Here is a 23,961-nt window from a genome sequence, read left to right as displayed (position 1 = left end):
CGATCAGCCCCCCATGCTCGCGAGCATCATGTACGCCAGCCGGGCATTGTCGGGCGACGGGCGGAGCAGATTGGCCGTCTGCACGCGCGCCGCGGGATTGTTCCGGGCGATCGCGGCGGTGGCCCAGCTCATCGCATCCGACGCGGACTGGTTCGCGCCGGTGATGACGGTCGCGCCCTCCATGTCGAGCATCTGCGCGGCGAATTGCAGACGCGGCAATTCGTTGCCGGCATTGCCGGTGTTGCCGGCAGGCCCGGCGCCGTCGCCCAGCTTCGCGCCGAACCGCTCGTACACGTCAGACAGCGAACGCGCCGAACCGTCGCGATTGAAGAACACGTTGCGATTGGCGCCGGCGGCGGCGGGGAACATGCTGGCGGCGGCGCGATCGGGCGCGGCCTGCATCGCCTTCAGGAATTGCTTGGCGCCGCCCAGCCCCAGGAAATGCGCCATATAAAGATCGGTGCCGGTCGCGCTGCGGCCAAGGCTCGCCTCCAGTGCGTCCTTGTTGTCCGAGGCATGCTCGGCCGCCATCAGCGAGGCGGCTTCGGGATTGTTGCGCAGGTCGAGGATGGCGCGGCGCAGGCCGGGATCGCTGACGCTGAGGCGGCCCGACGACGTGCGCTGAATGCCGTCGGCGGCCCAGCCCATGCCGTGCTTCGCGCCGTGATCCTTCATCACCGCGAGCCAGCTCTGCTCGATGAATTGATACAGGCCGCTGGCCGACGAGGTGCGGGCGCGCGCGGACGCGTTGAACCCGCTTTCGACCTTGGCCTGACCCATCAGGTAGTCGAAATCGATACCGGTGCGGGCGGCAGCCTGCTGGATTGCGGACTGGACCCGGCCGGCGGTGGAATAGACGGCGTTGACGGTCATCGTTGCTGTGCGCACTTCCCTGTTCTTCAGGGAGCCATCAGCAAGGGCCGTGCCAGATCAGCAGAGGGAACGAGGCTGCGCGAGGTAGATGGCGTGCCGGGCCGCAGCCCGGCGATCAGCGCATCAGGCGTAGGCGACGGCACCCGGGCGATAGGCATTGCCGCCCTCGCCGGTCAGAAGTTGCAGGCGGCGGCGAACATTTGCCGCCATCAGGTTCACGTAGATGCGGCAGGTGTCGTTCAGCCGGTTGGCCTCGTCCGCCAGCTCGCGCAGCTCGGGACCGGCCGGCCCTTCGCCCAGCCCGCGCAACGTGTCGATCGCGACCAGTTTTGCCGAGGTGGCCTTTTCCAGACCCGCGACGTCGTTGGTCTTCAACGCCGTGATTTCCTGGTGCAGCGTGTCGATCACGCGGATGAGGGCATCACGCCTGGTCATGCGACATCCATTCGTAGCGCGCCGCGATCAGCGTGTCGGCGATGGTGGTTGGGGACAACGGATACTCGCCCTTGGCGATCGCCTGCTTGATCCGCTCCACCCGCGCCGTATCGACCGGCGCCGCGGCGGCAAGCTGCGCCGCCACGGTCGGCGCCTGCGCCGCCTGCGGCTGCTTCGTCACCGACTTGGCGGCGGCCAGCGTGCCGACCCGCGATACGGCTCCAATCTTTCGATCCAGGGGCCTCTGCCCGATTGAGTCGACCATCTTCACACCTGCTACGCCTCGATCCCACCGGGTTAAACGGCAGGGTGGCGCAGGGCTTTAGGACTTTTTTCACTCAACCCACCCCGGCAGTGTCGCACGGCCGGGCGCCATGGCGATCGCCTGCACCGGCATCTTGCTCCCATCGACGCGCACCATCAGGCGCTGGCCCTCGGTGGCGTCCGCCATGGCGACGCCTTCGCGCGTGATCGAAAAGCCATCCGAGCCCGCCTCGATCATCAGGGGATCGCCGCGCTTGATGATCTTTTCCGCCGCAACTGGCGCTGCCGCAGCCGCGCTCGCCACGGCAATGCCGGGCGATTGCGCCGGCTTTCGGATCGGCACGAACACGCGCCATTCCGGCCCGGCACACGAGACGACCACCGCGTCATGCGCGTCGGTGCGCCACGACAAGGCGACGGTGGGGCATTGCTTCAGCCGCAGCCGCGAATCGATCGCCGCGCGGGCGCCGCCATCCTCGCCGATCGGCCGGCCGGTGAAGCCGGCCACGACCTTGTCGAGCGCGGCGGTATCCTGATGCGGGGCGGCAGCGGCGGCAAGCGCCAGGGCGAACGCGATCACTGTGGTTCTCCGGTGAAGGCAAGGGTGACGACCACGTGGCGGCGCGCGGGCCGCTCACTGGTCTGGATAAGAAGGCGGTTACCGGGCACCACGGGAGCGAGCGCCACCGCCACCGCGCGGGCGCGATCGGCGGCAAGCACCGCCGCGCTGCCGGTCGCCGGGTCGACGTCGCCGGGCGAGCCATCGACGGCAGCGGTGATACGCAACGAGACACGCGGGTCGCGCGCGGCCTCCTCAGCCCAGGCGCGCAGGCTGGCGACCGATTGCGCCGGCACCGCGGAGCCGCGGCGGAAGTCGAACACGCCGGCCGCGGCGATCGGCAGCGCGTCGCTTAGGTCGCTGTCATCCTTCGGCGCGGACGGTGCGCCGAAGCCGGCGCGGATACCCTCGGCCAGCTTCTCGCGGTCAAGCGACTGATTGGCCTGCAACAGCACGAAAAAGCCGACCAGCAGCAAGGCGAGATCCGCCAGCGTGACAAGCCACAGCGGCCGCCCCTCGCGGGCGGGTGGAAAACCGTCAACGGCGCACGGATCGGCAGCGGTCATGCCGCCTCGCTCGCTTCGTGGATCGCCCGCACGGTGGCGGAGCGCGGCTGCTCGCGGGCGGCAAGCGCGACGAGTGGCGCAAGCAGGCGCTGGCGCTCGAACGCCTCCACCCGCGCCGCGGCGCGCAGGCGGCTCGCGATCGGCAGGGCAACGAGGTTGGCGAGCAAGGCGCCGTACAGCGTGGCGAGAAGCGCCACCGCCATCGCGCCGCCGATCGCCTGCGGATCGGTCATCTGCACGAACATCGCGACCAGCCCGACGAGGGTGCCGACCATCCCCATCGCCGGCGCGGCCTCGGCCATGCCGGCCCAGACGTCGGCGGCGGCGCAATGCCGCTCGATCCGCGCCAGCCGCAACTGACGCAGCTGATCGCCGACGGCTTCCGCGCTGCGCCCGTCGACGATGTCCGCGATCGCCGCCGCCACGTCGCGATCGGCGATCACCGACTTGTCGAGCGCCAGCGGGCCATGCCGACGCGCAATCCGGCCAAGCGACGTGATCTGTTCCAGCAGCGGATCGGCAGAGAAACGGCGGCGCGGCAAGGTGCGCAGCGCCGCCAGCGCGCGGCCGAGATCGGCCGCCGGCGTGCGCAGGATCGCGGACACCAGCGTACCGCCGCCGACCAGCGCCAGTGCCACAGGGTCGAGAAACGTGCCGAAGTTCATGCGCAGGCAAGTGCAAGCGCCGGGCCAGTTTGCTCGGCGTTGCGCGTGGCCGAGGCGGCACAAGCCTCCACCATCGTCATGCCGGGCTCGTCCCGGCATCCACGGTGCCACGAACGCACGGGTGCCGAGTGCGCGAAAACGGTGGCCCCGGCACAAGGCCGAGGTGACGGGTGGCTGCTACAATGGCGCCCTAGCCTGCCCCACCCGGCAACACTTGCCGGCCGCCCGGCAAATGCTTGCCGCCCTGCCCTGCCGCCACCGGCAACCTGCCCCGGCAGCGCCACTTGGCACATCAATTGCGACGGCTCTCGCGCACAGCAGGTGCGGGAGATTTTCGGCCCATGGCCAGCAACAGTCTTTTCGGGGTTCACGGCGCGGCGCTCGAGGTGCGGGCGCAGCGCATGAACGTGCTCGCGTCCAATATCGCCAATGCCTCGACGCCGAACTTCAAGGCGAAGGACATCGATTTTACCCAGGCGCTCGCCTCGGTGGAGCGGCAGGGCGGCGTGGATGCGGCGATGCTGTACCGCGTGCCGGATTCGCCCTCGATGGACGGCAACACGGTGGAGCTCAGCAAGGAGCAGACCGCCTTTGCCGAAAACGCCGTGCAGTATCAGACGACGCTCTCGTTCCTGAACGGGCGCATCAATCAGCTCACGCGCGCGCTCAAGGGAGAATAAGCCGTGGCGAACCAGCCCCTTTCGATCTTCCAGGTCGCGGGCCGCGCAATGTCCGCGCAGCTCGTGCGGATGAACACGACCGCCTCGAACCTCGCCAATGCCGGCGCGGTCACCGGCTCGTCGGAAACCGCCTATCGCAGCATGAAGCCGGTGTTCCGCACCCAGTTCGACCAGGCGAGCGGCATGGCCACCGTCGATGTCGAGCGCGTCGTCACCGCAGGCGAGGATCCGGTCAAGATCCGCGATCCGAACAACCCGATGGCCGACAAGGATGGCTATGTTTACCAGTCCGCCGTCGACGAAACGCGCGAGCTGGTCGACATGATGGAAACCGCGCGATCGTATCAGAACAACGTGGAGGTGATGAACACCGCCAAGTCGCTGATCGTCGACACGCTGAAGCTGGGGCGCTGATAGATGGCGACCTCCTTTGACGCGACCATCGGCAACCTTGGTCTTTCCACCGCCAACACCGCGGCGAAGAACGCGGCCAAGTCCCCCACCATGGGGCAGGCCGATTTCCTGAAGCTGATGACGGCGCAGATGAAGAACCAGGATCCGTTCGATCCGGTCGACAACACGCAGATGGTTGCGCAGATGGCGCAATTCTCCTCGCTCGCCGGCATCACCGAAATGTCGTCGACGCTGAAGGCGATCGCCGACAAGCTGGGCGCCACGAGCACGCAGGATGCCGTCAGCTATGTCGGGCGCACCGTGCTGACACCGGGCAATGTCGCGTATGGCCGCGCCGCGGGCGGGATCGCCGGCGCGATCGAGCTTGGCGCGGATGCGAGCAACGTCACCGTGTCCATTTCCGATGCGAACGGCCAGCTGCTGCACACCGCCGATCTCGGCGCGCAAAAGGCCGGCACGGTCAGCTACGATTGGGATGGCAAGGCGGCCGGCGGCGTCGACGCGGGCGCTGGCCCCTTCACCGTCAGCGTCAGCGCCAATGACGGCAGCCGCTCGGTTGCCGCCAACGGCCTCGTCTGGGCGCCGGTCACCTCGGTTGCCACCACCAGCGGCACCGCCGTCCTCACCTTGCCGGGGATCGGCGAGGTTCCCGCCTCCGCCGTTCGCCAGATCGGCTGACCTCTCCCTTCCCCCGACCTTTCCCGTTTTCAGGAGTTTCCCACCATGTCCTTCTACACCTCGCTTTCCGGTCTCCAGGCTGCGCAGACCGACATGTCGACGATCTCGCACAACCTCGCCAACGTCTCGACCAACGGCTTCAAGAAGAGCCGCAGCGAGTTCACCGACATCATGGCGTCGAACTTCACCAGCGATCCGCGCCGCCTGACCGGCTCGGGCGCGGCGCTGGCGCAGAACAAGCAGATGTTCGGCGCGGGCAGCCTGGTGACGACCGGCTCGTCGCTCGACCTCGCGATCGCCGGCGACGGTTTCTTCCCGGTGAAGACCACCGCGGCGGGCGGCTCGACGATCGCCTATACCCGCAACGGCAGCTTCGGCGTCGATCCCAACCGCTTCATCACCGACGCGCAGGGCAGCCGGCTGCAGGCCTATGCCGTGGAAACCGACGGCACGGTGCCGGGCAAGGGCACGCTCACCGACGTGCAGGTGCCGATGACCAGCGGCACCGCCAAGGCGACCGGCGCGGTGACGCTGAAGGCCGCGCTGAACAGCGGCGCGACCGGCACCGACGTCGATTTCAGCCGCACCGATCCGTCGACCTACACCAGCGCGACCAGCACCACGGTGTATGACGACATGGGCAATGCCCAGACGCTGACCAACTATTTCGTCCGCAAGCCGGCCGAGTCTGCCACCGACGGCACCGAGCTGAAGTCGAGCGACTGGACCGTCTACAGCTACATCGGCGATTCCGAAGCGAACGAAGGCAACGGCACGCCGCTGTCGTTCGATGCTGAGGGCAATCTGATCAGCGGCAATGGCGCGACGCTCAATTTCGAGGGCGTCGGCACCGCCGGCGCGCGCACCGTCACGCTGGACCTCACCGGCACCACCGCGGCCAAGCAGCCGTTCGCCATCGCCTCGCGCTCGCAGGATGGCCAGGCGCTGGGCGAGTTCGCCGGCATCACGGTCGACAGCGCGGGCGTCATCACCGCCAGCTATTCGAATGGCGACGCGGTGAAGCTGGGCAAGGTGGCGCTGGCGAACTTCGTCAACCCGACCGGCCTGCGCCAGAACGGCGGGCAATATTGGAGCGCCACCGGCCTTTCGGGCACCGCCACGATGGGCGGCGCCAACGAAAGCGGCTTCGGCAAGCTGATGTCGGGCACGATCGAGGGATCGAACGTCGACATCACCGAGGAACTGGTCGAGCTGATCGCGGCGCAGCGCAATTTCCAGGCGAACGCCAAGGCGCTCGATACCTCCAGCCAGATCTCGCAGACGATCTTCAACATCCGCGCCTAATCTGGCCTGACTCTTGCTGTGTTCCGTTTGCGCTTCGGCGTGAACGGAACACCTTTGGATCGATCGAACCATGGACAAGCTGGTCTATACGGCGGCAACCGGCCTCAAGGCGCACATGGCGGCGCAGGCCGCGATCGCCAACAACATGGCAAACGCCTCCACGACCGGCTTTCGCGCCGATCGCGTGGTGTTCGACCGGATCGAGCTGAAGGGCGGCGGCGCGCGGTTCGAGGCGCGCGCGCCCGCTTCGCAGGAAGTGACGGACGCCGACCGCAGCGTCGGCGCGCTGGTCCAGACCGGCCGCAACCTCGACGTGGCGCTGACCGACAGCGATACATGGCTGACGGTGCAGGCGCCCGACGGGACCGAAGCCTATACGCGCCGCGGCGACCTGACCGTCACCGCATCGGGCACGTTGCAGACCGGCGACGGCTATCTGGTGATGGGGTCGGGGGGCCCGATCACCATCCCGCCTTATAGCTCGCTGTCGATCGGATCGGACGGCGGGATCTCCATCGTGCCGCAGGGCGGCGCGGCGACCGACGCCACGGTCGTCGACAAGCTGAAGCTGGTGTCGGACAAGGGTTCGGCGACGGTGAAGGGCCTCGACAATCTGATGCATGTGCGCGGCGGCGGGGTGCTGCCGGAAAACATGGACGCAAAGGTCGCGTCGGGCACGCTCGAACAAAGCAACGTCAACATGACGCAGGTGCTGGTCGACATGATCGAGAACCAGCGCAGCTACGAGGTCCAGGCGAACCTCCTGAAGGAAGCCAAGACCATGGACGAAGGCGCCGCCTCCGTCATGCGGATGCCCGGCTGATCACCTGCACGATTTGTAAGGAACGAACGACATGACCACCGCCGCCATGCACATCGCGCGCACCGGGCTCGACGCCCAGGATACGCGCATGCGGGTGATCTCGAACAACCTCGCGAACGTGAACACCACCGGGTACAAGCGCGATCGCGCCTCGTTCGAGACTTTGAGCTATCAGGTGATCACCGCGCCGGGCGCGCAGTCGACGCAGGAAACGAAATACGCCACGGGCCTGAACCTCGGCACCGGCGTGCGCGTGCAGGCCAATGCGCGGATCGATACGCAAGGCTCGCTCAACACCACCGGCAACAGCCTCGACATGGCGCTGGACGGCGACGGCTATTTCCAGGTGCAGCTGCCCGGCGGCCAGCTCGGCTACACCCGTGCGGGCAATTTCTCGCGTTCGCCCGAGGGGCTGCTGATCACCAGCGAAGGCTATCAGGTAATGCCGGGCATCAACGTGCCCGAAAATGCCACCGCGATCACCATCGGCATGGACGGCACGGTGTCCGCCACGATCCCGGGGCAGGCGGAGGCATCGAACCTCGGCCAGATCCAGGTGGCGAGCTTCCCGAACACCGCCGGCCTGCAATCGATCGGCGACAACTATCTGGTCGAAACGGCAGCGTCGGGCACCGCCAACATGGGCGTGCCGGGCGAGGACGGCCGCGGCAAGATCCGCCAGGGCATGCTGGAGGCGTCGAACGTCAACGTCGTCGAGGAGCTGGTCGACATGATCGAGACGCAGCGCGCGTACGAGGTCAATTCCAAGATGATCTCGGCCACCGACGACATGCTCAAATACGTCAACCAGAACATCTGATGCGGGATCGGACGATGCGTGTGCTCGCTCTTGGCGCGGTGGCGCTGCTGGTCGCCGCACCGGCGCAGGCCGGGCTGTTCGGCAAAAAGGCGCCGGCGGAGGATTTCACCGCCGTGCATCCGCAGCCGCTGCCCCCTGCCCTGCCGCCGGCGACCGGCGCGATCTTCCAGGTGGCGGACGGCTATGCCGCGCTGCACGAGGGCTGGCGCGCGCGCCGCGTCGGCGACCCGCTGACGATCGTGCTGGTGGAGCGGACTGCTGCGTCCAAATCCTCAACCTCCAAGCTCGACTCGGGTGGCGGCTTCGGCCTGACCCCGCCGACGACCGGGCCGTTGAACCTGTTCAACACGACCGACGCCAGCGTCAGCGGCAATCGCAACTTCAACGGCGTCGGCACCGCCGGCCAGGCCAACTCGCTGTCGGGCGAAATCTCGGTGACGGTGGCGGCGGTCTATCCCAACGGCACGATGCTGGTGCAGGGGCAGAAGCGCGTCACGCTCAACCGCGGCGACGAATTCATCCAGATCAAGGGGCTGGTGCGCACCGCCGACGTCGACCGCGACAATCGCGTCGCCTCGACCCGCGTTGCCGATGCGCAGATCGCCTACACCGGCAAGGGCGACGTCGCGCGCGCCGGCCGCCAGGGCTGGCTCAGCCGCTTCTTCCAGGTGGTCAGCCCGTTCTGATGGCGCGGCCACTTAGCCTCGCTTTAACCATCTTGCCTCACACCCGAGCATCATGACCATGTTCCGCACCCTTCTCGCCTGCCTTGCTGCCATCGTGGTCGCCACGACGCCTGCCACGGCCGACCGGATCAAGGATCTCGGCGGCTTTCAGGGCATCCGCTCGAACCAGCTGACCGGCTACGGCGTGGTCGTCGGCCTGCCCGGCACGGGCGATGACAATCTCGAATATACCGTGCAGTCGATGAAGGCGGTCGCCTCGCGCTTCGGGCTGCAGCTGCCGCCCAACGCCAATCAGGGGCTGAAGAACGCCGCGGTGGTGATGATCACCGCCGAGCTGCCGGCCTTTGCCAAGCCCGGCCAGCGAATCGACATCACCGTGTCTTCGATGGGCAAGGCCAAGTCCTTGCGCGGTGGCAGCCTCATCATGGCGCCGCTGCTGGGCGCGGACGGGCAGATCTACGCCATGGCGCAGGGCAACCTCGCCGTCGGCGGCCTCGGCGCGGAGGGCAAGGACGGCTCGCAGATCGTGGTCAACACGCCCTCCACGGGCCGTATCCCCGAAGGCGCCACCGTGGAGCGCGCGGTCGCGACCGGTTTCGCCGACGCGCCCAACCTCACCTTCAATCTCCAGCGCGCCGATTTCACCACCGCGCAGAATGTCGCCGCTGCGATCAACCAGAAGCTGGGCTTCGGCGTGGCGCAGGCGGTCGACGCCGTCTCGGTCGCGGTCCGCGCTCCGGTCGGCGCCGACGTGCGCGCGACGCTCATGTCGACGATCGAGAACCTCGACGTGACCACGGCCGAGCCACCCGCCAAGGTGATCGTCAACGCACGGTCGGGCACCGTGGTGATCAACTCCGCCGTCCGTGTCGGCCCCGCCGCCGTTACCCACGGCAAGCTGACGGTGCGCATCGACGAGAATCAGCGCATCAGCCAGCCCGCGCCGTTCAGCCAGGGGCAGACCGCGCGCGAGCAGAAGTCGGGCGTCGCGGTGGAGGAAGAGCATCGCCCGATGTTCCTTCTCGCCCCCGGCCCGAAGCTGGCCGACATCGTAAAGGCGGTGAACGCGATCGGCGCCTCGCCGGCCGATCTGGTGGCGATCCTGGAGGCGCTGAAGGAAGCCGGCGCGCTCAAGGCCGAGTTGATCGTCCTGTGACCGGGTCAGCTGTAACCGGGCCGGCGCCCAGCGGGCAGATCAGCGGCGCGACCGGCATCGATTCGGGCCTGAAGCGCACCGCCACCCGCGACAATCTGAAGGCCGCGGGCCAGCAGTTCGAATCGGTCTTCACCTCCATGATGCTGAAATCGATGCGCGCGGCGAAGCTCGCCGACCCGCTGTTCGACAGCCAGGCGATCGACACCTTCCGCGACATGCAGGACCAGAAACTGGTGCAGCAGATGGCCGAGCACACGCCGCTCGGCATCGGCAAGGCGATGACCGACTTCCTGTCGCGTGGCCTTTCGGCAACGCCGCCGGAAAATCAGCAAGCCACTGCACAGCCGGGTAAAAACGGAGACGCTTCTCAATCCGGTCTTAACCAACCCACGGGCATCTAAGCCGGGTGAGCGACCTTCTTTCCATCGGCGCGTCGGGTATCCGCGCGAATCAGACCGCCCTTGGCGTGGTGTCGGAAAACATCGCGAACGCCGGGGTGACCGGCTATTCGCGCCGCACCGTGTCGACGGCAGAGGTGGTCAGCCTCGGCAAGACCGGCGGCGTGGCGCAGGGCTATGGCGTGTTCGTCACCGGCGTCACCCGCGCGGCCGATCAGTTCAAGGCGGCGGCCGTGCGCACCGCCGGCGCCGATCTCGCGCGCACCGAAGCGGGCGGCGTATGGCTGGATCGCGTGCAGTCCGCGCTGACCGGCGCGGGGCTCGACAGCCGTCTTTCCGCCTTCTTCAACGCCGCAAAGGGCGTCGCGGCCGATCCCACCGCCACCGCCCCGCGCGCCACCATGATCGAACAGGCGCGCTCGCTCGCCAGCGCGTTCAGCAGCACGGGCGCGGCGCTGAACCAGGCAACTGCCGAGCTGGACGCAACCGCCGATCAGTCGGTGGCCGATCTCAACAGCCTGTCGGCCGCGCTTGCGAAAGTGAACGATGGCCTCGGCCGCGTCGGCGCCAACACCACCGGCGCGGCGAACCTCGCCGATCAGCGCGACGACATTCTCGAAAAGATGAGCCAGCTGGTCGACGTGACTGCCAGCTTCGATGCCGCGGGGCGCGCCACCGTGCGCGCCGGCACCGGTAGCGGCGCCATGCTGGTCAGCGGCACGCAGGTCGCAACCGTCAGCTATGCCCGCAACGCCGAAGGCACCGTGGCGCTCGCCGTGCAGAACGGCACGGACGTCTCGATGCTGGCGCCGGGCGGCGGCACGCTCGGCGGGATCGTCGACGGGGCGCAGCGGATCGCCGCCGCGCGCACCTCATTGGCCGAGATGGCGACGAGCTTCGTGGCCGGCGTCAATGACGTGCAGACCGGCGGACAGACGCTGGACGGCGCGGGTGGCCAGCCGCTTTTCGCAGCCGGCGCCTCGCCGACCGACATCACGCTGGTGATGGACGATCCGCGCGGCATCGCCGCGGCGCGGCCCGGCGAGGGCACGCGCGGCAACGGCAATCTCGCCGCACTCGAAACCTTGCGCGGCGCCGCCGGGTTCGAAGGAAACCTCGGCGCGCTCGTCGCCAACAATGCCGCCGCGATCCAGGCGCGCGGCGTGGTGGGCGATGCGCAGGCCGCGATCCACGATGCCGCGATCATGGCGCGTGACGCGATCTCCGGCGTCGATCTCGATCGCGAGGCGGTGGACCTGCTGCGCTTCCAGCAGGCGTATCAGGCGTCGAGCAAGGTGATCTCGATCGCGCGCGACACCTTCCAGACGCTGCTGGATATCCGCTGATGACCACCAACGTTTCCACCGGGCTGTTCTACAGCCGGTCCACCGCGTCGATGCAGAAGCTGCAGGCGCAGTTCGACCGGCTGAACGAACAGGTTTCCACCGGCAAGAAGCTGCTGGCGCCGTCGGACGACAGCGTCGGCTATCAGCGGTTGCAGGTGATCAACCGCGCCAACGCCGATGGCGTGCAGGATGCCGCCAATGTGACGCTGGCGCAGGCCAGCCTCCAGCAGGCGGGCAGCACGCTGTCGCAGATGACCGAGCGGCTGCAGCGCGCCTCCGAGCTGGTGCTGCAGGGCAAGAACGGCACGAATTCGGATACGGCCAAGGCGGCGATCGCCACCGAACTGGAGGGCATTCTCCAGTCAATCGTGACGCTCGCGAACGCCAAGGACGCGCGCGGCATGCCGATGTTCGGCGGCAAGGATATTGGCGCGGCGGTGACGCCGGGCGCCGCCGGCGCGCTGGGCTTTGCCGAGGGCAAGGCGGCGGCGATGCCGCTCGGCGACGGGCAGCGCGTCGAGGTGACGGTCAACGCCAAGGAATTCCTGGCGACCAAGGACGGGGCCGATCTCGGCAGCGCGATTACCGCGATGGTCGCGGCGCTGCGCGCGGGCGAGGCGCTGCCGGAAGATGCGGCGGATACGCTGGGCACGGTGGCCGATCAGGTCGTCGCGACCCAAGCCTCGCTGGGTGCGCGCGAAGTCCGCGTCGACCTTTTCGCCGCGCAGCTGAAAACCGCGGCGGACGACCGCGAGGTGCTGCGCGCCGGCATCGAGGATGCCGACCCGACCGAAACGATCGTTCAGCTGCAAAAGACCATGACGATCCTTCAGGCGACGCAGGCGAGCTTTTCCAAGCTCTCCAGCCTCTCGTTGTTCGACTATCTTCGATAGTGCCGCCCGCAGCCGGTCAGCCGGCGGCGATTAAACCCTAAAAATCCTGTCCTTTCGGTCGTTTGATGGATCGGACACGACGTATTTTCCGGGGATAAGCATGTTCGCCGCCATCGGCCTTGTTGTTCTCATTGCCATGGTTTTCGGCGGCTTTGCCTTCACGGGCGGCGCGCTTGGCCCCGTGTTGCATGCGCTCCCGCACGAGATGCTGATCATCGGCGGCGCCGCGGCCGGCGCGCTGATCATGGGCAATTCGGGCAAGGAGCTGAAGGCGATGGGCGGCGGCCTCGCCAAGGTGTTCAAGGGCCCGAAGTACAAGAAGCAGGATTATCTCGACGTCATCTTTCTCGTCAGCAAGCTGATGAAGATGCTGCGCATGGACGGCCCCATCGCGCTGGAGCCGCATGTCGAGGATCCCAAGTCCTCCGCGGTGTTCACCGAATATCCCAAGCTCGTCGCCGATCACACGCTGGTGAACCTGATCGCCGACACGCTGCGCCTCGTCGTCGTTTCCTCGGGCACGCTCGACGTGCACGCGGTCGAGGATGTGATGGATAACGCCATCAAGACGCACCATCACGAGGTGGAAGGGCCGCATACGACGCTGTCCTCGCTCGCCGATGCGCTGCCCGCGCTGGGCATCGTCGCCGCCGTGCTGGGTGTCGTGAAGACCATGGGCTCGATCGACCAGCCCCCCGCCATCCTGGGCGGCATGATCGGCTCCGCGCTGGTCGGCACGTTCCTTGGCGTGCTGCTCGCCTATGGCATCGTCAGCCCGCTCGCCTCGCGGCTGAAGCAGGTGATCGATGCCGATGCCGCGATCTATCACGTGGTGAAGCAGATCATCATCGCCTCGCTCCACGGCCACCCGCAGCCGCTGGTGATCGAGGCCGCCCGCTCGGGCATCGCCCACACCAACCAGCCCGGCTTTGCCGAGGTGTTCGACGGCCTCAGGGGCAAATAAGTGGCCGCGCGCGCGCCCCACGGTAGCAACCAGCCCCCGAAGATCATCGTCAAGAAGGTCTATATCGAGGGTCACGGCGGCCATCACGGCGGCGCGTGGAAGGTCGCCTATGCCGATTTCGTGACCGCCATGATGGCGTTCTTCCTGCTGATGTGGCTGCTCGGCGCCACCACCGAAAAGCAGCGCAAGGGCGTCGCGGACTATTTCGCGCCGACCATCCTCAACACCAAGTCGCTCGGCATCGGCGGCTCGGGGCTGCTCGGCGGCCAGTCGGTGACGTCCGACCAGAAGACCGGGCCCAACGACGGCAATTCGCGCATGCCGACCATCGTGTCGAAAGCGGAAGGGTCGGGCGGCACGCAGATGGGCACCGGCAAGAAGGGATCGCTGCGCAGCCCGGATTCGATAGCGGCGGAGGATCGCAAGAACTTCGCGAAGCTGAAGGAAAAGGTCGAGCGCCAGCTGCGCGAGCGCAAGTCGCTTGCCGCGCTGGCCAAGCACATCCGCTTCACCATGACGCCCAACGGCATGCGCATCGACCTGGTGGACGACGCGAACTATTCGATGTTCGCGCTCGGCACCACGACGCTGGAAAAGGACGCGTCCGCGCTGATCGGCATGGTGGCCGAGGGCATCCGCGCGACCGCCAATCCGATCATGATCCGCGGCCATACCGACAGCCTGCCCTATGGCGACCCGCGCGCGATGAACAACTGGATGCTGGGCACCGCGCGCGCCGAGGCGACCCGCCGGCGACTGGCGCAGGGCGGCATCCCCGAACAGCGCTTCTACCGCATCGAGGGCGTGGCCGATCGCGAACCGATGATCACCGCCGATCCGATGGACCCGCGCAATCGCCGGGTCGCCATTACCCTTCTGTATCGCGAAGGCGCATTCGGGCAGTAAAACCGCCAAAATGAATATTTTGCCGCGCGTGTGAGATACTTGGCGCGGGCCACGGCAACGTTTAGGGGGTGAAGTCTTGTCCCGGGGGGGATGTGTGATTTCACCAGTGTTTTCACGGCCGATTGTTGCAAGGCCGGTATTCCTGAGGGCAGCACGGGCGCAGGCCGCGGCAACGCTTCTGGCGGGCGCGGCGCTTGCCTGCTTGCCCGGCCTTGCGGCCAACGCGCAGGGCACCGCCCCAGCGGCTCAAATCCCGGCCCAGACCCCGCCACCGGCGACCCAGCCCCCGCCACCGGCGGCTCAGAATCCGGCACCCACAGCCGCCGCGCCGCTCCTGCCCGGCCATACCGGTAATCCGATGGCCATCCGCGCCGAGGATGATCCGCTCCTCGCCCTCACCCGCCGCACCGCGCCCGTTGAAACGCTGCAGCGCATCGTCGAGGAGACGCTTGCCCGCAATCCCGAAGCGACCGAGGCCGAGGCGAACCGCGATCAGGCCGATGCCGCGCTGGGCGAGGCCAAATCGGTGCGCCGCCCCACTGTCGACGTCACCATCACCAGCTATGCGGTGCTCTCGCGCAACTTCGGCAACAATCCGGAGAACGTGATCGAACAGGCGCGCCCCGGTCGGCGTACCGATCAGCTGCTGACGGTCGATCAGCTGCTGCTCGACGGCGGGGCCGCCAACGCGCGGATCGGCGCCGCGCGCAACCGGCTGAACGCCGCCGAGACCGACATTCTCGGCGCGCAGGACCGGATCGCGCTCACCACCTTGTCGTCCTGGTACGACGTCTTCACCTATCGCGCGCTGGTCGCGCTCGCCACGTCCTTTGCCGACAGCCAGCGCGAATTGCGCGCGATGGTGGAGGAGCGCATCCGCCGCGGCGCATCGGCCGAGGCGGATATCGCGCGCGTCGACAGCTATATCGCCTCCGCCGACGCGCGGCTCGCCCGCTTCCGCCGGCTGGAGGCGCAGGCCGCCGCACGCTTCGAATCGCTGACCGGCACGCCCCCACCGCCGGGGCTCGCGCGCGCGCCGTTCATCGGCCAGGCGACGGTGAGCAAGGATCTGGCGGTCGCACGCGCCGTCGACGTGCCGGCGGTCCGCTCGGCGCGGGCGTCGGCGGATGCCGCGCGCGCCGACGCTCGCGCCGCCCGCGCCGATCGGCTCCCGACGCTCAGCGCCGGCATCGATTCGGGCCGCTACGGCATCTACGAAACGCCGCGCGACTATGACGTGCGCGCCCGGCTCACCCTGCGGCAGCGCCTGTGGGGTGGGATCGAGCAGCGCGATCAGCAGGCGCAGGCACGCGCGCGCTCGGCCGAGGCACGCGCCGACCGCATCTCGATCGAGGCCGCGCGCGATGCGGAGATCGCCTGGTCCGACGTGCAGGCGCTGGAGGAGCAGCGCCGCGCGCTGGAGGCGACCTATTTCGCCAGCCGCCGCTCGCGCGACACCATTGCGGAGCGGTTCCGCGTCGCCTCCGGCACCTTGTTCGACGTGATCGGCGCGGAAGACAGCTATTTCGAAACGGCGGTCGGCTATCTCCAGGCCGTCACCGAGCTCGACGCCTCGCGCTACGTCCTGCTTTCGCGCACGGGGCAATTGCTGCCCACCCTCGGCATCACCGATCCATCCCAAGGACGCCAGCCATGAGCGACCATACGCTCGTCCCCGATCCCAAGAAGCGTTTTGCGCCCTGGCTGCTCGAGCCGATGCTCGAGAACAAGCAGACCTATATCAAGGTCGCGGCCGCCGCGGTGCTGATCAACATCTTCGCGCTGGTGACGTCGCTGTTCTCGATGGTCGTCTATGACCGCGTGATCCCCAACAATGCCATGTCCAGCCTCGTCGCGCTGTCGATCGGCTTCGGCATCGTCATCGTCTTCGATTTCGTGCTGAAGATGCTGCGGTCGTATTTCGTCGACATCGCCGGCGCCGACATCGACCTTCAGGTCGGCGACCGGGTGTTCCGCAAGCTGCTGGCGATCCGGCTCGATCACAAAAAGGGTTCGACCGGCGCGCTGGCCGGCCTGATGCGAGAGCTGGAGGCCCTGCGCGATTTCTTCGCCTCAGCCACCATGTCCGCGCTGGTCGACCTGCCGTTCCTGATCCTGACGGTGGCGGTGATCTGGGCGATCGGCGGCAAGGTGGTGATCGTCCTTCTGGTCATCATCCCGGTCGTGCTGCTCACCGCCTGGGCGAGCAATCCGGCGCTGGAACGGCTCACCGCGCGCACGCTGCGCGAAGGGCTGTCGAAGCAGTCGGTGCTGGTGGAAACGATCGGCGGGATGGAAACGGTAAAGGCGTCGGGCGCCGGCCCGATGCTCACGCGCCGCTGGCTGAGCGCGGTGCGCCAGCAATCCGAATCCTCGCTGCGCCAGCGGCTGATCTCCAGCATCGCGATCACCGTCGCCGGCTCGGCCAGCACGATCAGCTATGCCGGGGTGGTGATCGTCGGCGTGAACCTGATCGCGGCGCGCGAGCTGACCTCGGGCGGCCTCATCGCCTGCTCGCTGCTGGCCGGCCGCGCGATCGCGCCGTTGGCGACGATCTCGCAGTTGCTCGGCCGCCTGTCCGCCACGCGCACCGCCTATCGCCAGATCAACGCCATGATGGAGCAGCCGAGCGAAGGGCCGGCGGGCGAGCCGCTGCAGATCGCCGCGCTCAACGGCAAGATCGAGTTCCGCAACGTCAGCTTCCGCTATCCCGGCGCGTCGGAGCCGGCGCTGCAAAGCGTGTCGTTCAGCATCGAGCCGGGCGAGCGCGTGGCGCTGCTCGGCCGGGTCGGCTCGGGCAAGTCCACGGTCACCCGCCTGATCCTCGGCCTCTATCCGCCGGCCGACGGCCTGGTGATGATCGACGGCACCGACCTGCGCCAGCTCGATCCCGCCACGCTGCGCGCACAGATGGGCGTGGCGATGCAGGACAGCGTGCTGATGACCGGCAGCGTGCGCGAGAACATCATGCTCGGCCGCCCCGGCATCGACGATACCGAGATGCTGCGCGCCGCCACCCTGTCCGGCACGCACCAGTTCATGGGTCAGATCGCCAACGGCTACGACCTCAAGCTCGCCGATCGCGGCGAGGGGCTCTCGGGCGGCCAGCGCCAGTCGATCGCGATCGCCCGCGCGCTCGCCGGCAAGCCGCCGATGCTGATCTTCGACGAACCCTCCGCCAGTATGGACACGCAGACCGAACAGGCGCTGATCGAGCGGCTGCAAAGCGAGGTGCAGGGGCGCACCATGGTGCTCGTCACGCACCGCCCGCCCTTGCTTCAGCTCGTCCAGCGCATCATCGTGATGGAGCGCGGCCAGATCGCGATGGATGGCCCGCGCGACAAGGTTATGCAGCAACTCACCCGGCCAAAGGTGGCCTGATCCATGTCCGAGCTTTCCACCACCCCCGTCCCCCAGCCCGCTGCTGCTGCCGCCACCGCCACGCCGCTCACCAGCCCGCCGGTGCCCGGCGAGCAGACCCGGCTGGAGGAGATCGCCGAGCGGATCAAACCGCGCCAGGCGTCGAACCTGCTGCTGTGGTCGATCCTCGCCTTTTTCGTGATCTTCGTCGTCTGGGCGTCTTGGGCGACGCTTGACCGCACCGTGCGCGGCTCGGGCCGGGTCATCGCCAGCTCGCAATTGCAGACCGTCTCCAATCTCGAAGGCGGCGTGGTGCAGGAAATCCTGGTGCGCACCGGGCAGATGGTGAACGCCGGCCAGCCTCTGGTCCGGCTCGATCCGACTGCGACGGGCGGCGAGCTCGGTTCGGGCGAGGCGCAGACCGCCGCGCTGCAGGTGAAGATCGCGCGGCTGAAGGCCGAGGTGCTCGGCCGCGAGCCGGTCTATCCGGCCGCCACCAACGCCGCGGTGGCCGAGCAGATCGAGATCGAGAAGGCGCTGCACGCCGCGCGCATGCAGGAACTCGCCGGCATCACCGGCTCCTATGGCGCCCGCGGCGTGCAGGCGAACCGCGCCGTGGCCGAGGCGCAATCCGCGCTGAGCGCCCGGCAGAGCGCCCGCGAGGCGCGCGCGGCCGAGCTCGCCACCATGCGCCCCCTGGTGGAGAAGGGCATCGAGCCGCGCCTGTCGCTCACCCAATCGGAAAGCGCCGCCAGCGTCGCCGCCAGCGAGGCCGCGCAGGCCAGTGCTTCGCTCGCGCGCGCGCAGGCGGGCGTCACCGAAGCCAATGCGAGCCTCGCGCAGGCTCGCCAGGACTGGCGCGCGCGGGCCGCGGACGAACTGGCCAAGGCGCAGGCGGATCTCGCCGCCCGCGCCTCCACCCTCCCCGCGCTCGCCGCACGGGTGGAGCGCACTATTGTGCGCGCGCCGCTCGCCGGCCGCATCAACCGCGTGCTGGTGACCACCGTCGGCGCGGCGATCTCGCCGGGCGCACCGATCGCCGAAATCTCGCCGTCGCGCGACACCCTGCTGGTCGAGGCGCGCATCCGGCCGGAGGACATCGCCCGCGTGCGCACCGGCCAGCACGCCCGCATCAACATCACCGCCTATGACAGCTCGATCTACGGCTGGATCGACGGCAAGGTGGAGTCGATCTCGCCCGATGCGATCGTCGATGAACGCGCGCAGATGAGCTATTACAACGTCTTCGTGCGCACCGACACTAAGGGGCTGCTCGATCGCCGCACGGGCAAGCTGCTGCCGATCGGCACCGGCATGACGGCGGAGATCAACCTGCTCGGCGATCCGCGCACGGTGATGCAATACATCCTGACGCCGATCACCCGCCTGTCCGAACGCGCCTTCCGCGAATGACGCTGCGCCGCGCCGCCCGGCCATAGGGCTAGTGCAGCGCGGCTTGGCCCCATGACTTTCGTCATCCCGGCCTTGTGCCGGGATCCACTGTTCCGCTCGATCAACAGCTTAGAGCGTGCGGCGCGGTGGATGCCGGGACCAGCCCGGCATGACGGCGTGAGTGTCGCAGCGGCCCCGCCGTTGATCTCGGCCAAAAGAAGCTTCAACCGGCCTAGGTCGGCTCCTAAGCCACCATCTCCGCCAGGCTGCGCACCGTGCGCACGTTGCGCGCGGTCCAGATGCCAGTCGCCGGGCCGACCGCCATCTTCGATCGCCCCGCCCCGTCCCCGAAATACAGCCAAAGCGCCTCGCCCTGCTGCACCACCCGCTCGTTCTCGCCGGCGCGCGCCTGCAGCGCGCTCACGTGCGCATCACTCGCCGGCTGCTTGCCGATGCACAGCATCACCAGATTGGGCGCACGCTCGCTCTCTTCCACGAAGGGATTGGCGTCGAGATAGCCGCGCCACTGCGCCGCCGATCGCACCACCACGTCGACCGCAAAGCCGAAACGCTCGGCGATCAGCCGCTCGAGCGCCTGCTCCACCGCCTCCGGCGGCTGATCGCTGGCGAGCACCAGATTGCCGCTCGCCAGATGGGTGCGCACCTCGCCATAGCCGGCCCCCGTCGCCAGCGCGCGCAGCTCGGCCATCGGCACGCGGCGATGCCCGCCGACGTTGATCCCGCGCAGCAGGGCGATGTGCTTGCCCACCGCCACCTTACGGCTCGTCGCGATAGATCGCCACGGTTGGCGCGCTGCCGGCGCTCACCCGCCCGCGGTACATGCCCGGCGTGTTGTAGCTCCAGGCGGTCGCGCCCGACGGCGTGTTGACGATCACCCCGCCGTCGCCGCCCATCGCGCCAACCTCCGCCATCACCGTGTCGGCCGCGACCTGCGGGCTCTCGCCCTTGAAGCGGATGCGCGCGCAGATCTCGTGCGCCACGCCCTCGCGGATGAAATATTCGCCCGATCCGGTGGCTGAAACCGCGCAGGCGCGATCGTCGGCATAGGTGCCCGCGCCGATTACGGGCGCGTCGCCGATCCGGCCCCAGCGCTTGCCCGTAATGCCCCCGGTGGAGGTCGCCGCCGAGACATGGCCGTTCGCATCGCGCGCCACCGCGCCGACGGTGCCGTATTTGTGGTCCACGTCGATCGCCGACAGCTTCTTGGCCTTTAGCGTCTCCAGCTGCTGCCGCCGCTCGGGCGTCGCGAACCAGCTCGCGTCCGCCTGTTCCAGCTTCTGTTCGCGCGAGAACGCATCGGCCCCGGTCCCGGCGAGGAACACATGATCGCTCTTCTCCATCACCGCGCGCGCCAGGCTCACCGGATGGCGCGTCGCGGTGACGCCAGCGACGGCGCCCGCCGCGCGGGTGCGCCCGTCCATTATCGCTGCGTCCATCTCGTTGCGCCCCTCCCAGGTGAAGACCGCGCCGCGCCCGGCGTTGAAATGCGGATCGTCCTCCAGCACGTGGATCGTCGCCTCGACGGCATCCATCGCGCTGCCGCCCTTCTCCAGCACCGCCGACCCCGCCTTCAGCGCCTGGTTCAGCGCCGCGCGGATCGCCTTGTCCTGCTCGGGCGACAGCTTGTCGCGCTCGATCACCCCCGCCCCGCCATGGATCGCGAGCGACCAGCGCGGTGTCTCCTGCGCGACCGCGGGTGTGGCGAGAAGGGCGGCGAGCAATGGCAGGATCAGGCGCATGATAATCCTTTTAGGTTCAAACAATCGCGGGGCGGGAATCGGGAATGTCGGCGCGCTTGCGATGGAGCCGCAGGCCGATCAGCGGGCGCAGCCACGCCACCCGCCGCCCGCCGAGGTAGAAGGCCCAGCAGCCCGCCACCGTCGCCACCACCAGGATGATGAAGTCGAGCACCAGCGGCAGGCGCGCGAGCAGCAGCCAGTACGCCACCACCACGATGATCGTCTGGTGGATGATGTAGAACGGAAACACCGCCTCGGTCAGCATCGGGCGCCAGCGATGGTCGCGGTTCCAGAACGTCTCCGCCACGCCGATCAGCGCCGCGATCGTCATCCATCCCTGCACCCCGCGCGCCAGGCTGAAGATCGTGCCGAACGGCCGCGGCGTCACGCGATAGCCGGCAAAGACGATCTGGATCGTCGCGACGGTGAGGAACGCCAGCAGCGCGGCGAGCGCCGTCACCTTCCACCAGCGCGCAAAGGTCGCGATCATCCGCTCGCTGCCGGCCATCGCGTAGCCCAGCACGACCATCGGGAAATAGGAGGCGTGCGCCACCCAGTCGCCCCACATCTCATGCGTCTCGCGCGCACCGGGGAACAGCACCCCGCTCACCAGCATCAGCCACGCCATCGGCAGGATCAGCGCGCCCACCCCGCCGAACAGCCGATCGAACAGCCGCTGCGCCGCGGCCTTCACACCCCGCGGCGTCACCGTCAGAACGACGGTGAACAGCAATGTGTAAACCCACAGATAGGCGACGAACCACAGGTGGTTCCACGTCGGCAGGAAGATGCCGTCCAGCCGCGCAAAGGCGAAATAGTCGCTCGTCCAGAATGCCGGAAAGCCGCGCGCATAGCCGTGCTGCGTCACCAGCTCGACCCAGGATTGCGGCGGCACGATCACCGCCATGCCGAAGACGAGCGGAATCAGCAGCCGCGCGGTGCGGTTGCGGATGAACGGCCACGGCCCCGTGTGGCGCACGAACAGCGCGCGGCTGGCGTAGCCAGAGACGAGGAACAGCAGCGACAGCCGCCACGGGTTCGACAGCATCATCGGCACCGTCACCCATTGCTCGGCGGCGAGCTTCGCGTGAAACCCCCACGGCACGAACACCATGCCGATATGGTAGAGGATCAGGATCGCGAAGGCTCCGATGCGAAGCCAGTCGAGGCCAAAGTGCCGCTGCATCACTGCGCGCCTAGCAGATACCCGCCCGGGGAGATACGGCTACGCCAGTTGCCGCACCGGCGCGGGTCGCGCGGGCGCCAGGCCGATCAGCGGGCGCAGCCAGGCGATGTCGCGCCCGATCAGGTAACAGGCAGCGCAGGCCGCGACCGTCGCGCTCAGCAGGAACACGAATCCGGCCCCTGCCCTCAGACCCGCCGCCGGCGCTGCCCAGGCCAGCACCACCAGCACCGGATGATGGACGATGTACGCCGGGAACACCGCTTCGGCGAGCGACGCGCGCAGCCGGTGATCGCGGTTGAGCACCGTATCCGCCAGCCGCAGCAGCGAAACGATCACGCCCCACGCCATCGCCAGCCGCGCCGCGCGGTCCGCCGCCATCATCGCATGGCCGGGAACGGCGGCGCCCTGGTAGTGCAGTTCCACCCAGGTCACGACAAGCGCGCTCGCCGCTGCGATCATCGCCGCGCCGCGCCAATGGCGTGCTATTCCCCGCCACAAGGCCGGCGCGCCGCCCAGCGCAAAGCCGAACAGGAACAGCGGCAGGTTCACCGCATGGCCCGACCAGTCGGTGAACAGCCCCTGCGTTTCGGGCACCACGAACATCAGCGCGATCTTCGCGCCCGCCAGCACCAGGATCGGCAGCCAGACGATCCGATGCCCCACCGACAGCCATGCCGCCGCGCGATCGATCCAGCCCGCGCCACCGGCCTTCAGCAGCGCCGCGAGCACCATGGTATACGCCCACAGGTAGACGACGAACCACATATGCTCCCAGGTCGGGAAGCTGCGTCCGTAATGGACGATCGGGCTCCAGTAATCGCCCAGCCAATAGGCCGCGAGCCCGTCCGGGTCGCCCGCCAGCCGCACGCGCACCCACAATTCGGGCGGCAGCAGCACCAGCATGGCAAAGGCGAGCGGCACCAGGAGTCGCAGGCTGCGCTGATGCGCGAATTCGCCAAGCGACGGCATCCGCGCGAGCAGCCGGCGCGTGGCAAAGCCCGACACGACGAACAGGAGGAGAATGCGCCACGGCGTCAGCAGCGCCATCGGCACGATCAGCGCCGGAAAGGTCTGCGGCCATTTCACCACCCATGGCCACGGCGCGAACACCATCGCCACATGATAGACGATCAGCAGCGCGAACGCGCCGATCCGCAGCCAATCAAGCCCATAATGACGCATGGCGGGCACGGACCTGTCCATTGCCCGCCGCTATAGCAGCATCATCCGTAACGAAAGGTTGCCGGCTTACGCCGCCGCCCGCTTCATCCGCAGCGCGCCAAGGAAATCCCGCTTCCCGATCTTCATGCCCTGCGCGCGCAGGATCCCGTAGGCGGTGGTGGCGTGGAAATAGAAATTGGGCTGCGAGAAGGAGAGCAGGAACTGCCCGCCGGTGAACGGCATCCGCATCTCGCCCATCGAGAATTGCGTGTCCTTGTCGGCCAGCGCGTCGAACTCGGCCCGGTCGATCCCCTCCAACGCCGCGATCGCGCCGCGGATCCGCTCGTGCAGGCCGGCGAAGTCGGTCGGCCACGGCGCCATGCTGGGCGAGAAATTGCCCCCGCGCACGCCCTCGATCGCGGCCATCGAATGCTCCGCCACCGATTTCACCTGATACCCGAACGGCAGCATGTCGGGCGCGAGCCGCGCGTCGATCAGCTCGGCCGGGCTCCTGCCCTTTTCCGCCGCAAACGCCTCCGCCTTGTCCAGCAGGCGGTCGATCGCGCCCAGGATCTGGATGTTCGACGGGATTACCGCATCGTACAGCGAAAGTGTCATCGTCCTGCCCCACGTTTCGTTTATAACTGCGACACGCTATATCGACGGCAAAG

At 68.2% G+C, this 23,961-nt stretch carries 27 protein-coding genes; 16 read left to right on the top strand and 11 right to left on the bottom strand.

Going from position 1 to position 23,961, the window contains the following annotated elements:
- Positions 1-3: 3 nt before the first annotated feature.
- The 6 genes from SPDO_RS06190 to SPDO_RS06165 all read right to left on the bottom strand — a co-directional run bounded on the left by SPDO_RS06190 (position 4) and on the right by SPDO_RS06165 (position 3,362).
- Positions 4-873, bottom strand: coding sequence for a transglycosylase SLT domain-containing protein (locus SPDO_RS06190; RefSeq protein WP_088366605.1), 870 nt, complete (start codon positions 871-873; stop codon positions 4-6).
- 123 nt (positions 874-996) lie between these two features.
- A complete protein-coding gene (locus SPDO_RS06185; protein WP_088366604.1) occupies positions 997-1,308 on the bottom strand; it encodes a flagellar protein FlgN in 312 nt (103 codons plus the stop codon).
- On the bottom strand, positions 1,295-1,573 hold the full coding sequence (gene flgM / locus SPDO_RS06180; protein ID WP_088367009.1) for a flagellar biosynthesis anti-sigma factor FlgM: 279 nt from the start codon (positions 1,571-1,573) through the stop codon (positions 1,295-1,297). The genes SPDO_RS06185 and flgM overlap by 14 nt, the downstream gene beginning before the upstream one ends.
- A 69-nt stretch (positions 1,574-1,642) precedes the next feature.
- A complete protein-coding gene (locus SPDO_RS06175; RefSeq protein WP_088366603.1) occupies positions 1,643-2,152 on the bottom strand; it encodes a flagella basal body P-ring formation protein FlgA in 510 nt (169 codons plus the stop codon).
- On the bottom strand, positions 2,149-2,697 hold the full coding sequence (locus SPDO_RS06170) for a flagellar motor protein MotB (RefSeq protein ID WP_245829236.1): 549 nt from the start codon (positions 2,695-2,697) through the stop codon (positions 2,149-2,151). Before SPDO_RS06170 ends, SPDO_RS06175 begins: the two co-directional genes overlap by 4 nt.
- Complete coding sequence (locus tag SPDO_RS06165) at positions 2,694-3,362, bottom strand: motility protein A (RefSeq protein ID WP_088366602.1); 669 nt, start codon at positions 3,360-3,362, stop codon at positions 2,694-2,696. Before SPDO_RS06165 ends, SPDO_RS06170 begins: the two co-directional genes overlap by 4 nt.
- Positions 3,363-3,703: 341 nt before the next feature.
- On the opposite strand from SPDO_RS06165, the gene SPDO_RS06160 reads away from it, so the two are divergent.
- The 16 genes from SPDO_RS06160 to SPDO_RS06085 all read left to right on the top strand — a co-directional run bounded on the left by SPDO_RS06160 (position 3,704) and on the right by SPDO_RS06085 (position 19,204).
- Positions 3,704-4,042 carry a flagellar basal body rod protein FlgB gene (locus tag SPDO_RS06160; RefSeq protein WP_088366601.1) on the top strand — a complete coding sequence of 113 codons (339 nt, stop codon included), beginning with the start codon at positions 3,704-3,706 and terminating at the stop codon, positions 4,040-4,042.
- A 3-nt stretch (positions 4,043-4,045) separates the two neighbouring features.
- On the top strand, positions 4,046-4,456 hold the full coding sequence (flgC, locus tag SPDO_RS06155; protein WP_088366600.1) for a flagellar basal body rod protein FlgC: 411 nt from the start codon (positions 4,046-4,048) through the stop codon (positions 4,454-4,456).
- A gap of 3 nt (positions 4,457-4,459) precedes the next feature.
- On the top strand, positions 4,460-5,134 hold the full coding sequence (locus SPDO_RS06150; protein ID WP_088366599.1) for a flagellar hook assembly protein FlgD: 675 nt from the start codon (positions 4,460-4,462) through the stop codon (positions 5,132-5,134).
- 45 nt (positions 5,135-5,179) lie between these two features.
- Positions 5,180-6,439 (top strand): flagellar hook protein FlgE, encoded by a 1,260-nt coding sequence (locus SPDO_RS06145; protein WP_088366598.1) that lies wholly within the window; start codon positions 5,180-5,182, stop codon positions 6,437-6,439.
- Positions 6,440-6,509: 70 nt separating this feature from the next.
- Complete coding sequence (locus SPDO_RS06140) at positions 6,510-7,262, top strand: flagellar basal body rod protein FlgF (RefSeq protein WP_088366597.1); 753 nt, start codon at positions 6,510-6,512, stop codon at positions 7,260-7,262.
- 31 nt (positions 7,263-7,293) lie between these two features.
- Positions 7,294-8,082 (top strand): flagellar basal-body rod protein FlgG, encoded by a 789-nt coding sequence (flgG, locus tag SPDO_RS06135; RefSeq protein WP_088366596.1) that lies wholly within the window; start codon positions 7,294-7,296, stop codon positions 8,080-8,082.
- A 14-nt stretch (positions 8,083-8,096) separates the two neighbouring features.
- A complete protein-coding gene (locus tag SPDO_RS06130) occupies positions 8,097-8,768 on the top strand; it encodes a flagellar basal body L-ring protein FlgH (protein ID WP_245829233.1) in 672 nt (223 codons plus the stop codon).
- Positions 8,769-8,826: 58 nt separating this feature from the next.
- Positions 8,827-9,924, top strand: coding sequence for a flagellar basal body P-ring protein FlgI (locus tag SPDO_RS06125; RefSeq protein WP_088367007.1), 1,098 nt, complete (start codon positions 8,827-8,829; stop codon positions 9,922-9,924).
- Entirely contained in the window at positions 9,921-10,325 is a 405-nt protein-coding gene (locus tag SPDO_RS06120; protein ID WP_088366594.1) for a rod-binding protein, read from the top strand. Before SPDO_RS06125 ends, SPDO_RS06120 begins: the two co-directional genes overlap by 4 nt.
- Before the next feature lie 5 nt (positions 10,326-10,330).
- Positions 10,331-11,668, top strand: a complete 1,338-nt coding sequence (gene flgK / locus SPDO_RS06115; RefSeq protein WP_088366593.1) for a flagellar hook-associated protein FlgK — start codon at positions 10,331-10,333, stop codon at positions 11,666-11,668.
- Positions 11,668-12,561, top strand: a complete 894-nt coding sequence (locus SPDO_RS06110; RefSeq protein WP_088366592.1) for a flagellin N-terminal helical domain-containing protein — start codon at positions 11,668-11,670, stop codon at positions 12,559-12,561. Before flgK ends, SPDO_RS06110 begins: the two co-directional genes overlap by 1 nt.
- 100 nt (positions 12,562-12,661) lie before the next feature.
- Positions 12,662-13,525 (top strand): flagellar motor stator protein MotA, encoded by an 864-nt coding sequence (gene motA, locus SPDO_RS06105; RefSeq protein WP_088366591.1) that lies wholly within the window; start codon positions 12,662-12,664, stop codon positions 13,523-13,525.
- Positions 13,526-14,431 (top strand): flagellar motor protein MotB, encoded by a 906-nt coding sequence (locus SPDO_RS06100; protein WP_088366590.1) that lies wholly within the window; start codon positions 13,526-13,528, stop codon positions 14,429-14,431.
- A 358-nt stretch (positions 14,432-14,789) separates the two neighbouring features.
- Positions 14,790-16,088 carry a TolC family protein gene (locus SPDO_RS06095; protein ID WP_088366589.1) on the top strand — a complete coding sequence of 433 codons (1,299 nt, stop codon included), beginning with the start codon at positions 14,790-14,792 and terminating at the stop codon, positions 16,086-16,088.
- Positions 16,085-17,812, top strand: coding sequence for a type I secretion system permease/ATPase (locus SPDO_RS06090; RefSeq protein ID WP_088366588.1), 1,728 nt, complete (start codon positions 16,085-16,087; stop codon positions 17,810-17,812). Before SPDO_RS06095 ends, SPDO_RS06090 begins: the two co-directional genes overlap by 4 nt.
- A gap of 3 nt (positions 17,813-17,815) precedes the next feature.
- A complete protein-coding gene (locus SPDO_RS06085; RefSeq protein WP_088366587.1) occupies positions 17,816-19,204 on the top strand; it encodes an HlyD family type I secretion periplasmic adaptor subunit in 1,389 nt (462 codons plus the stop codon).
- A 223-nt stretch (positions 19,205-19,427) separates the two neighbouring features.
- On the opposite strand, the gene SPDO_RS06080 is transcribed toward SPDO_RS06085, so the two are convergent.
- The 5 genes from SPDO_RS06080 to SPDO_RS06060 are packed head-to-tail and all read right to left on the bottom strand — an operon-like array spanning position 19,428 to position 23,908.
- Positions 19,428-19,958 carry a DUF1697 domain-containing protein gene (locus SPDO_RS06080; RefSeq protein WP_158212155.1) on the bottom strand — a complete coding sequence of 177 codons (531 nt, stop codon included), beginning with the start codon at positions 19,956-19,958 and terminating at the stop codon, positions 19,428-19,430.
- Between the two features lies 1 nt (position 19,959).
- Complete coding sequence (locus tag SPDO_RS06075; protein ID WP_088366585.1) at positions 19,960-20,943, bottom strand: isoaspartyl peptidase/L-asparaginase family protein; 984 nt, start codon at positions 20,941-20,943, stop codon at positions 19,960-19,962.
- Positions 20,944-20,959: 16 nt separating this feature from the next.
- Positions 20,960-22,129 carry an acyltransferase family protein gene (locus tag SPDO_RS06070; RefSeq protein ID WP_088366584.1) on the bottom strand — a complete coding sequence of 390 codons (1,170 nt, stop codon included), beginning with the start codon at positions 22,127-22,129 and terminating at the stop codon, positions 20,960-20,962.
- A gap of 39 nt (positions 22,130-22,168) precedes the next feature.
- On the bottom strand, positions 22,169-23,332 hold the full coding sequence (locus SPDO_RS06065) for an acyltransferase family protein (RefSeq protein ID WP_088366583.1): 1,164 nt from the start codon (positions 23,330-23,332) through the stop codon (positions 22,169-22,171).
- A gap of 45 nt (positions 23,333-23,377) precedes the next feature.
- Positions 23,378-23,908, bottom strand: a complete 531-nt coding sequence (locus tag SPDO_RS06060; protein WP_088366582.1) for a DUF1993 domain-containing protein — start codon at positions 23,906-23,908, stop codon at positions 23,378-23,380.
- Positions 23,909-23,961 lie beyond the last annotated feature (53 nt).

Source organism: Sphingomonas dokdonensis (assembly GCF_002197685.1).
Lineage (GTDB): Bacteria > Pseudomonadota > Alphaproteobacteria > Sphingomonadales > Sphingomonadaceae > Sphingomonas > Sphingomonas dokdonensis.
Note: the sequence above shows the minus strand (reverse complement) of the source record. Positions and strands in the feature narration are given on the sequence as shown.

Excerpts from the sequence above, each read along its gene's own strand:
- SPDO_RS06190 (WP_088366605.1), bottom strand. The coding sequence starts at position 873 with ATGACCGTCAACGCCGTCTATTCCACCGCCGGCCGGGTCCAGTCCGCA.
- SPDO_RS06185 (WP_088366604.1), bottom strand. The coding sequence starts at position 1,308 with ATGACCAGGCGTGATGCCCTCATCCGCGTGATCGACACGCTGCACCAG.
- flgM (WP_088367009.1), bottom strand. The coding sequence starts at position 1,573 with ATGGTCGACTCAATCGGGCAGAGGCCCCTGGATCGAAAGATTGGAGCC.
- SPDO_RS06170 (WP_245829236.1), bottom strand. The coding sequence starts at position 2,697 with ATGACCGCTGCCGATCCGTGCGCCGTTGACGGTTTTCCACCCGCCCGC.
- SPDO_RS06165 (WP_088366602.1), bottom strand. The coding sequence starts at position 3,362 with ATGAACTTCGGCACGTTTCTCGACCCTGTGGCACTGGCGCTGGTCGGC.
- SPDO_RS06160 (WP_088366601.1), top strand. The coding sequence starts at position 3,704 with ATGGCCAGCAACAGTCTTTTCGGGGTTCACGGCGCGGCGCTCGAGGTG.
- SPDO_RS06150 (WP_088366599.1), top strand. The coding sequence starts at position 4,460 with ATGGCGACCTCCTTTGACGCGACCATCGGCAACCTTGGTCTTTCCACC.
- SPDO_RS06145 (WP_088366598.1), top strand. The coding sequence starts at position 5,180 with ATGTCCTTCTACACCTCGCTTTCCGGTCTCCAGGCTGCGCAGACCGAC.
- SPDO_RS06140 (WP_088366597.1), top strand. The coding sequence starts at position 6,510 with ATGGACAAGCTGGTCTATACGGCGGCAACCGGCCTCAAGGCGCACATG.
- flgG (WP_088366596.1), top strand. The coding sequence starts at position 7,294 with ATGACCACCGCCGCCATGCACATCGCGCGCACCGGGCTCGACGCCCAG.
- SPDO_RS06130 (WP_245829233.1), top strand. The coding sequence starts at position 8,097 with ATGCGTGTGCTCGCTCTTGGCGCGGTGGCGCTGCTGGTCGCCGCACCG.
- SPDO_RS06125 (WP_088367007.1), top strand. The coding sequence starts at position 8,827 with ATGTTCCGCACCCTTCTCGCCTGCCTTGCTGCCATCGTGGTCGCCACG.
- SPDO_RS06110 (WP_088366592.1), top strand. The coding sequence starts at position 11,668 with ATGACCACCAACGTTTCCACCGGGCTGTTCTACAGCCGGTCCACCGCG.
- motA (WP_088366591.1), top strand. The coding sequence starts at position 12,662 with ATGTTCGCCGCCATCGGCCTTGTTGTTCTCATTGCCATGGTTTTCGGC.
- SPDO_RS06095 (WP_088366589.1), top strand. The coding sequence starts at position 14,790 with ATGGCCATCCGCGCCGAGGATGATCCGCTCCTCGCCCTCACCCGCCGC.
- SPDO_RS06090 (WP_088366588.1), top strand. The coding sequence starts at position 16,085 with ATGAGCGACCATACGCTCGTCCCCGATCCCAAGAAGCGTTTTGCGCCC.
- SPDO_RS06085 (WP_088366587.1), top strand. The coding sequence starts at position 17,816 with ATGTCCGAGCTTTCCACCACCCCCGTCCCCCAGCCCGCTGCTGCTGCC.
- SPDO_RS06075 (WP_088366585.1), bottom strand. The coding sequence starts at position 20,943 with ATGCGCCTGATCCTGCCATTGCTCGCCGCCCTTCTCGCCACACCCGCG.
- SPDO_RS06070 (WP_088366584.1), bottom strand. The coding sequence starts at position 22,129 with ATGCAGCGGCACTTTGGCCTCGACTGGCTTCGCATCGGAGCCTTCGCG.
- SPDO_RS06065 (WP_088366583.1), bottom strand. The coding sequence starts at position 23,332 with ATGGACAGGTCCGTGCCCGCCATGCGTCATTATGGGCTTGATTGGCTG.
- SPDO_RS06060 (WP_088366582.1), bottom strand. The coding sequence starts at position 23,908 with ATGACACTTTCGCTGTACGATGCGGTAATCCCGTCGAACATCCAGATC.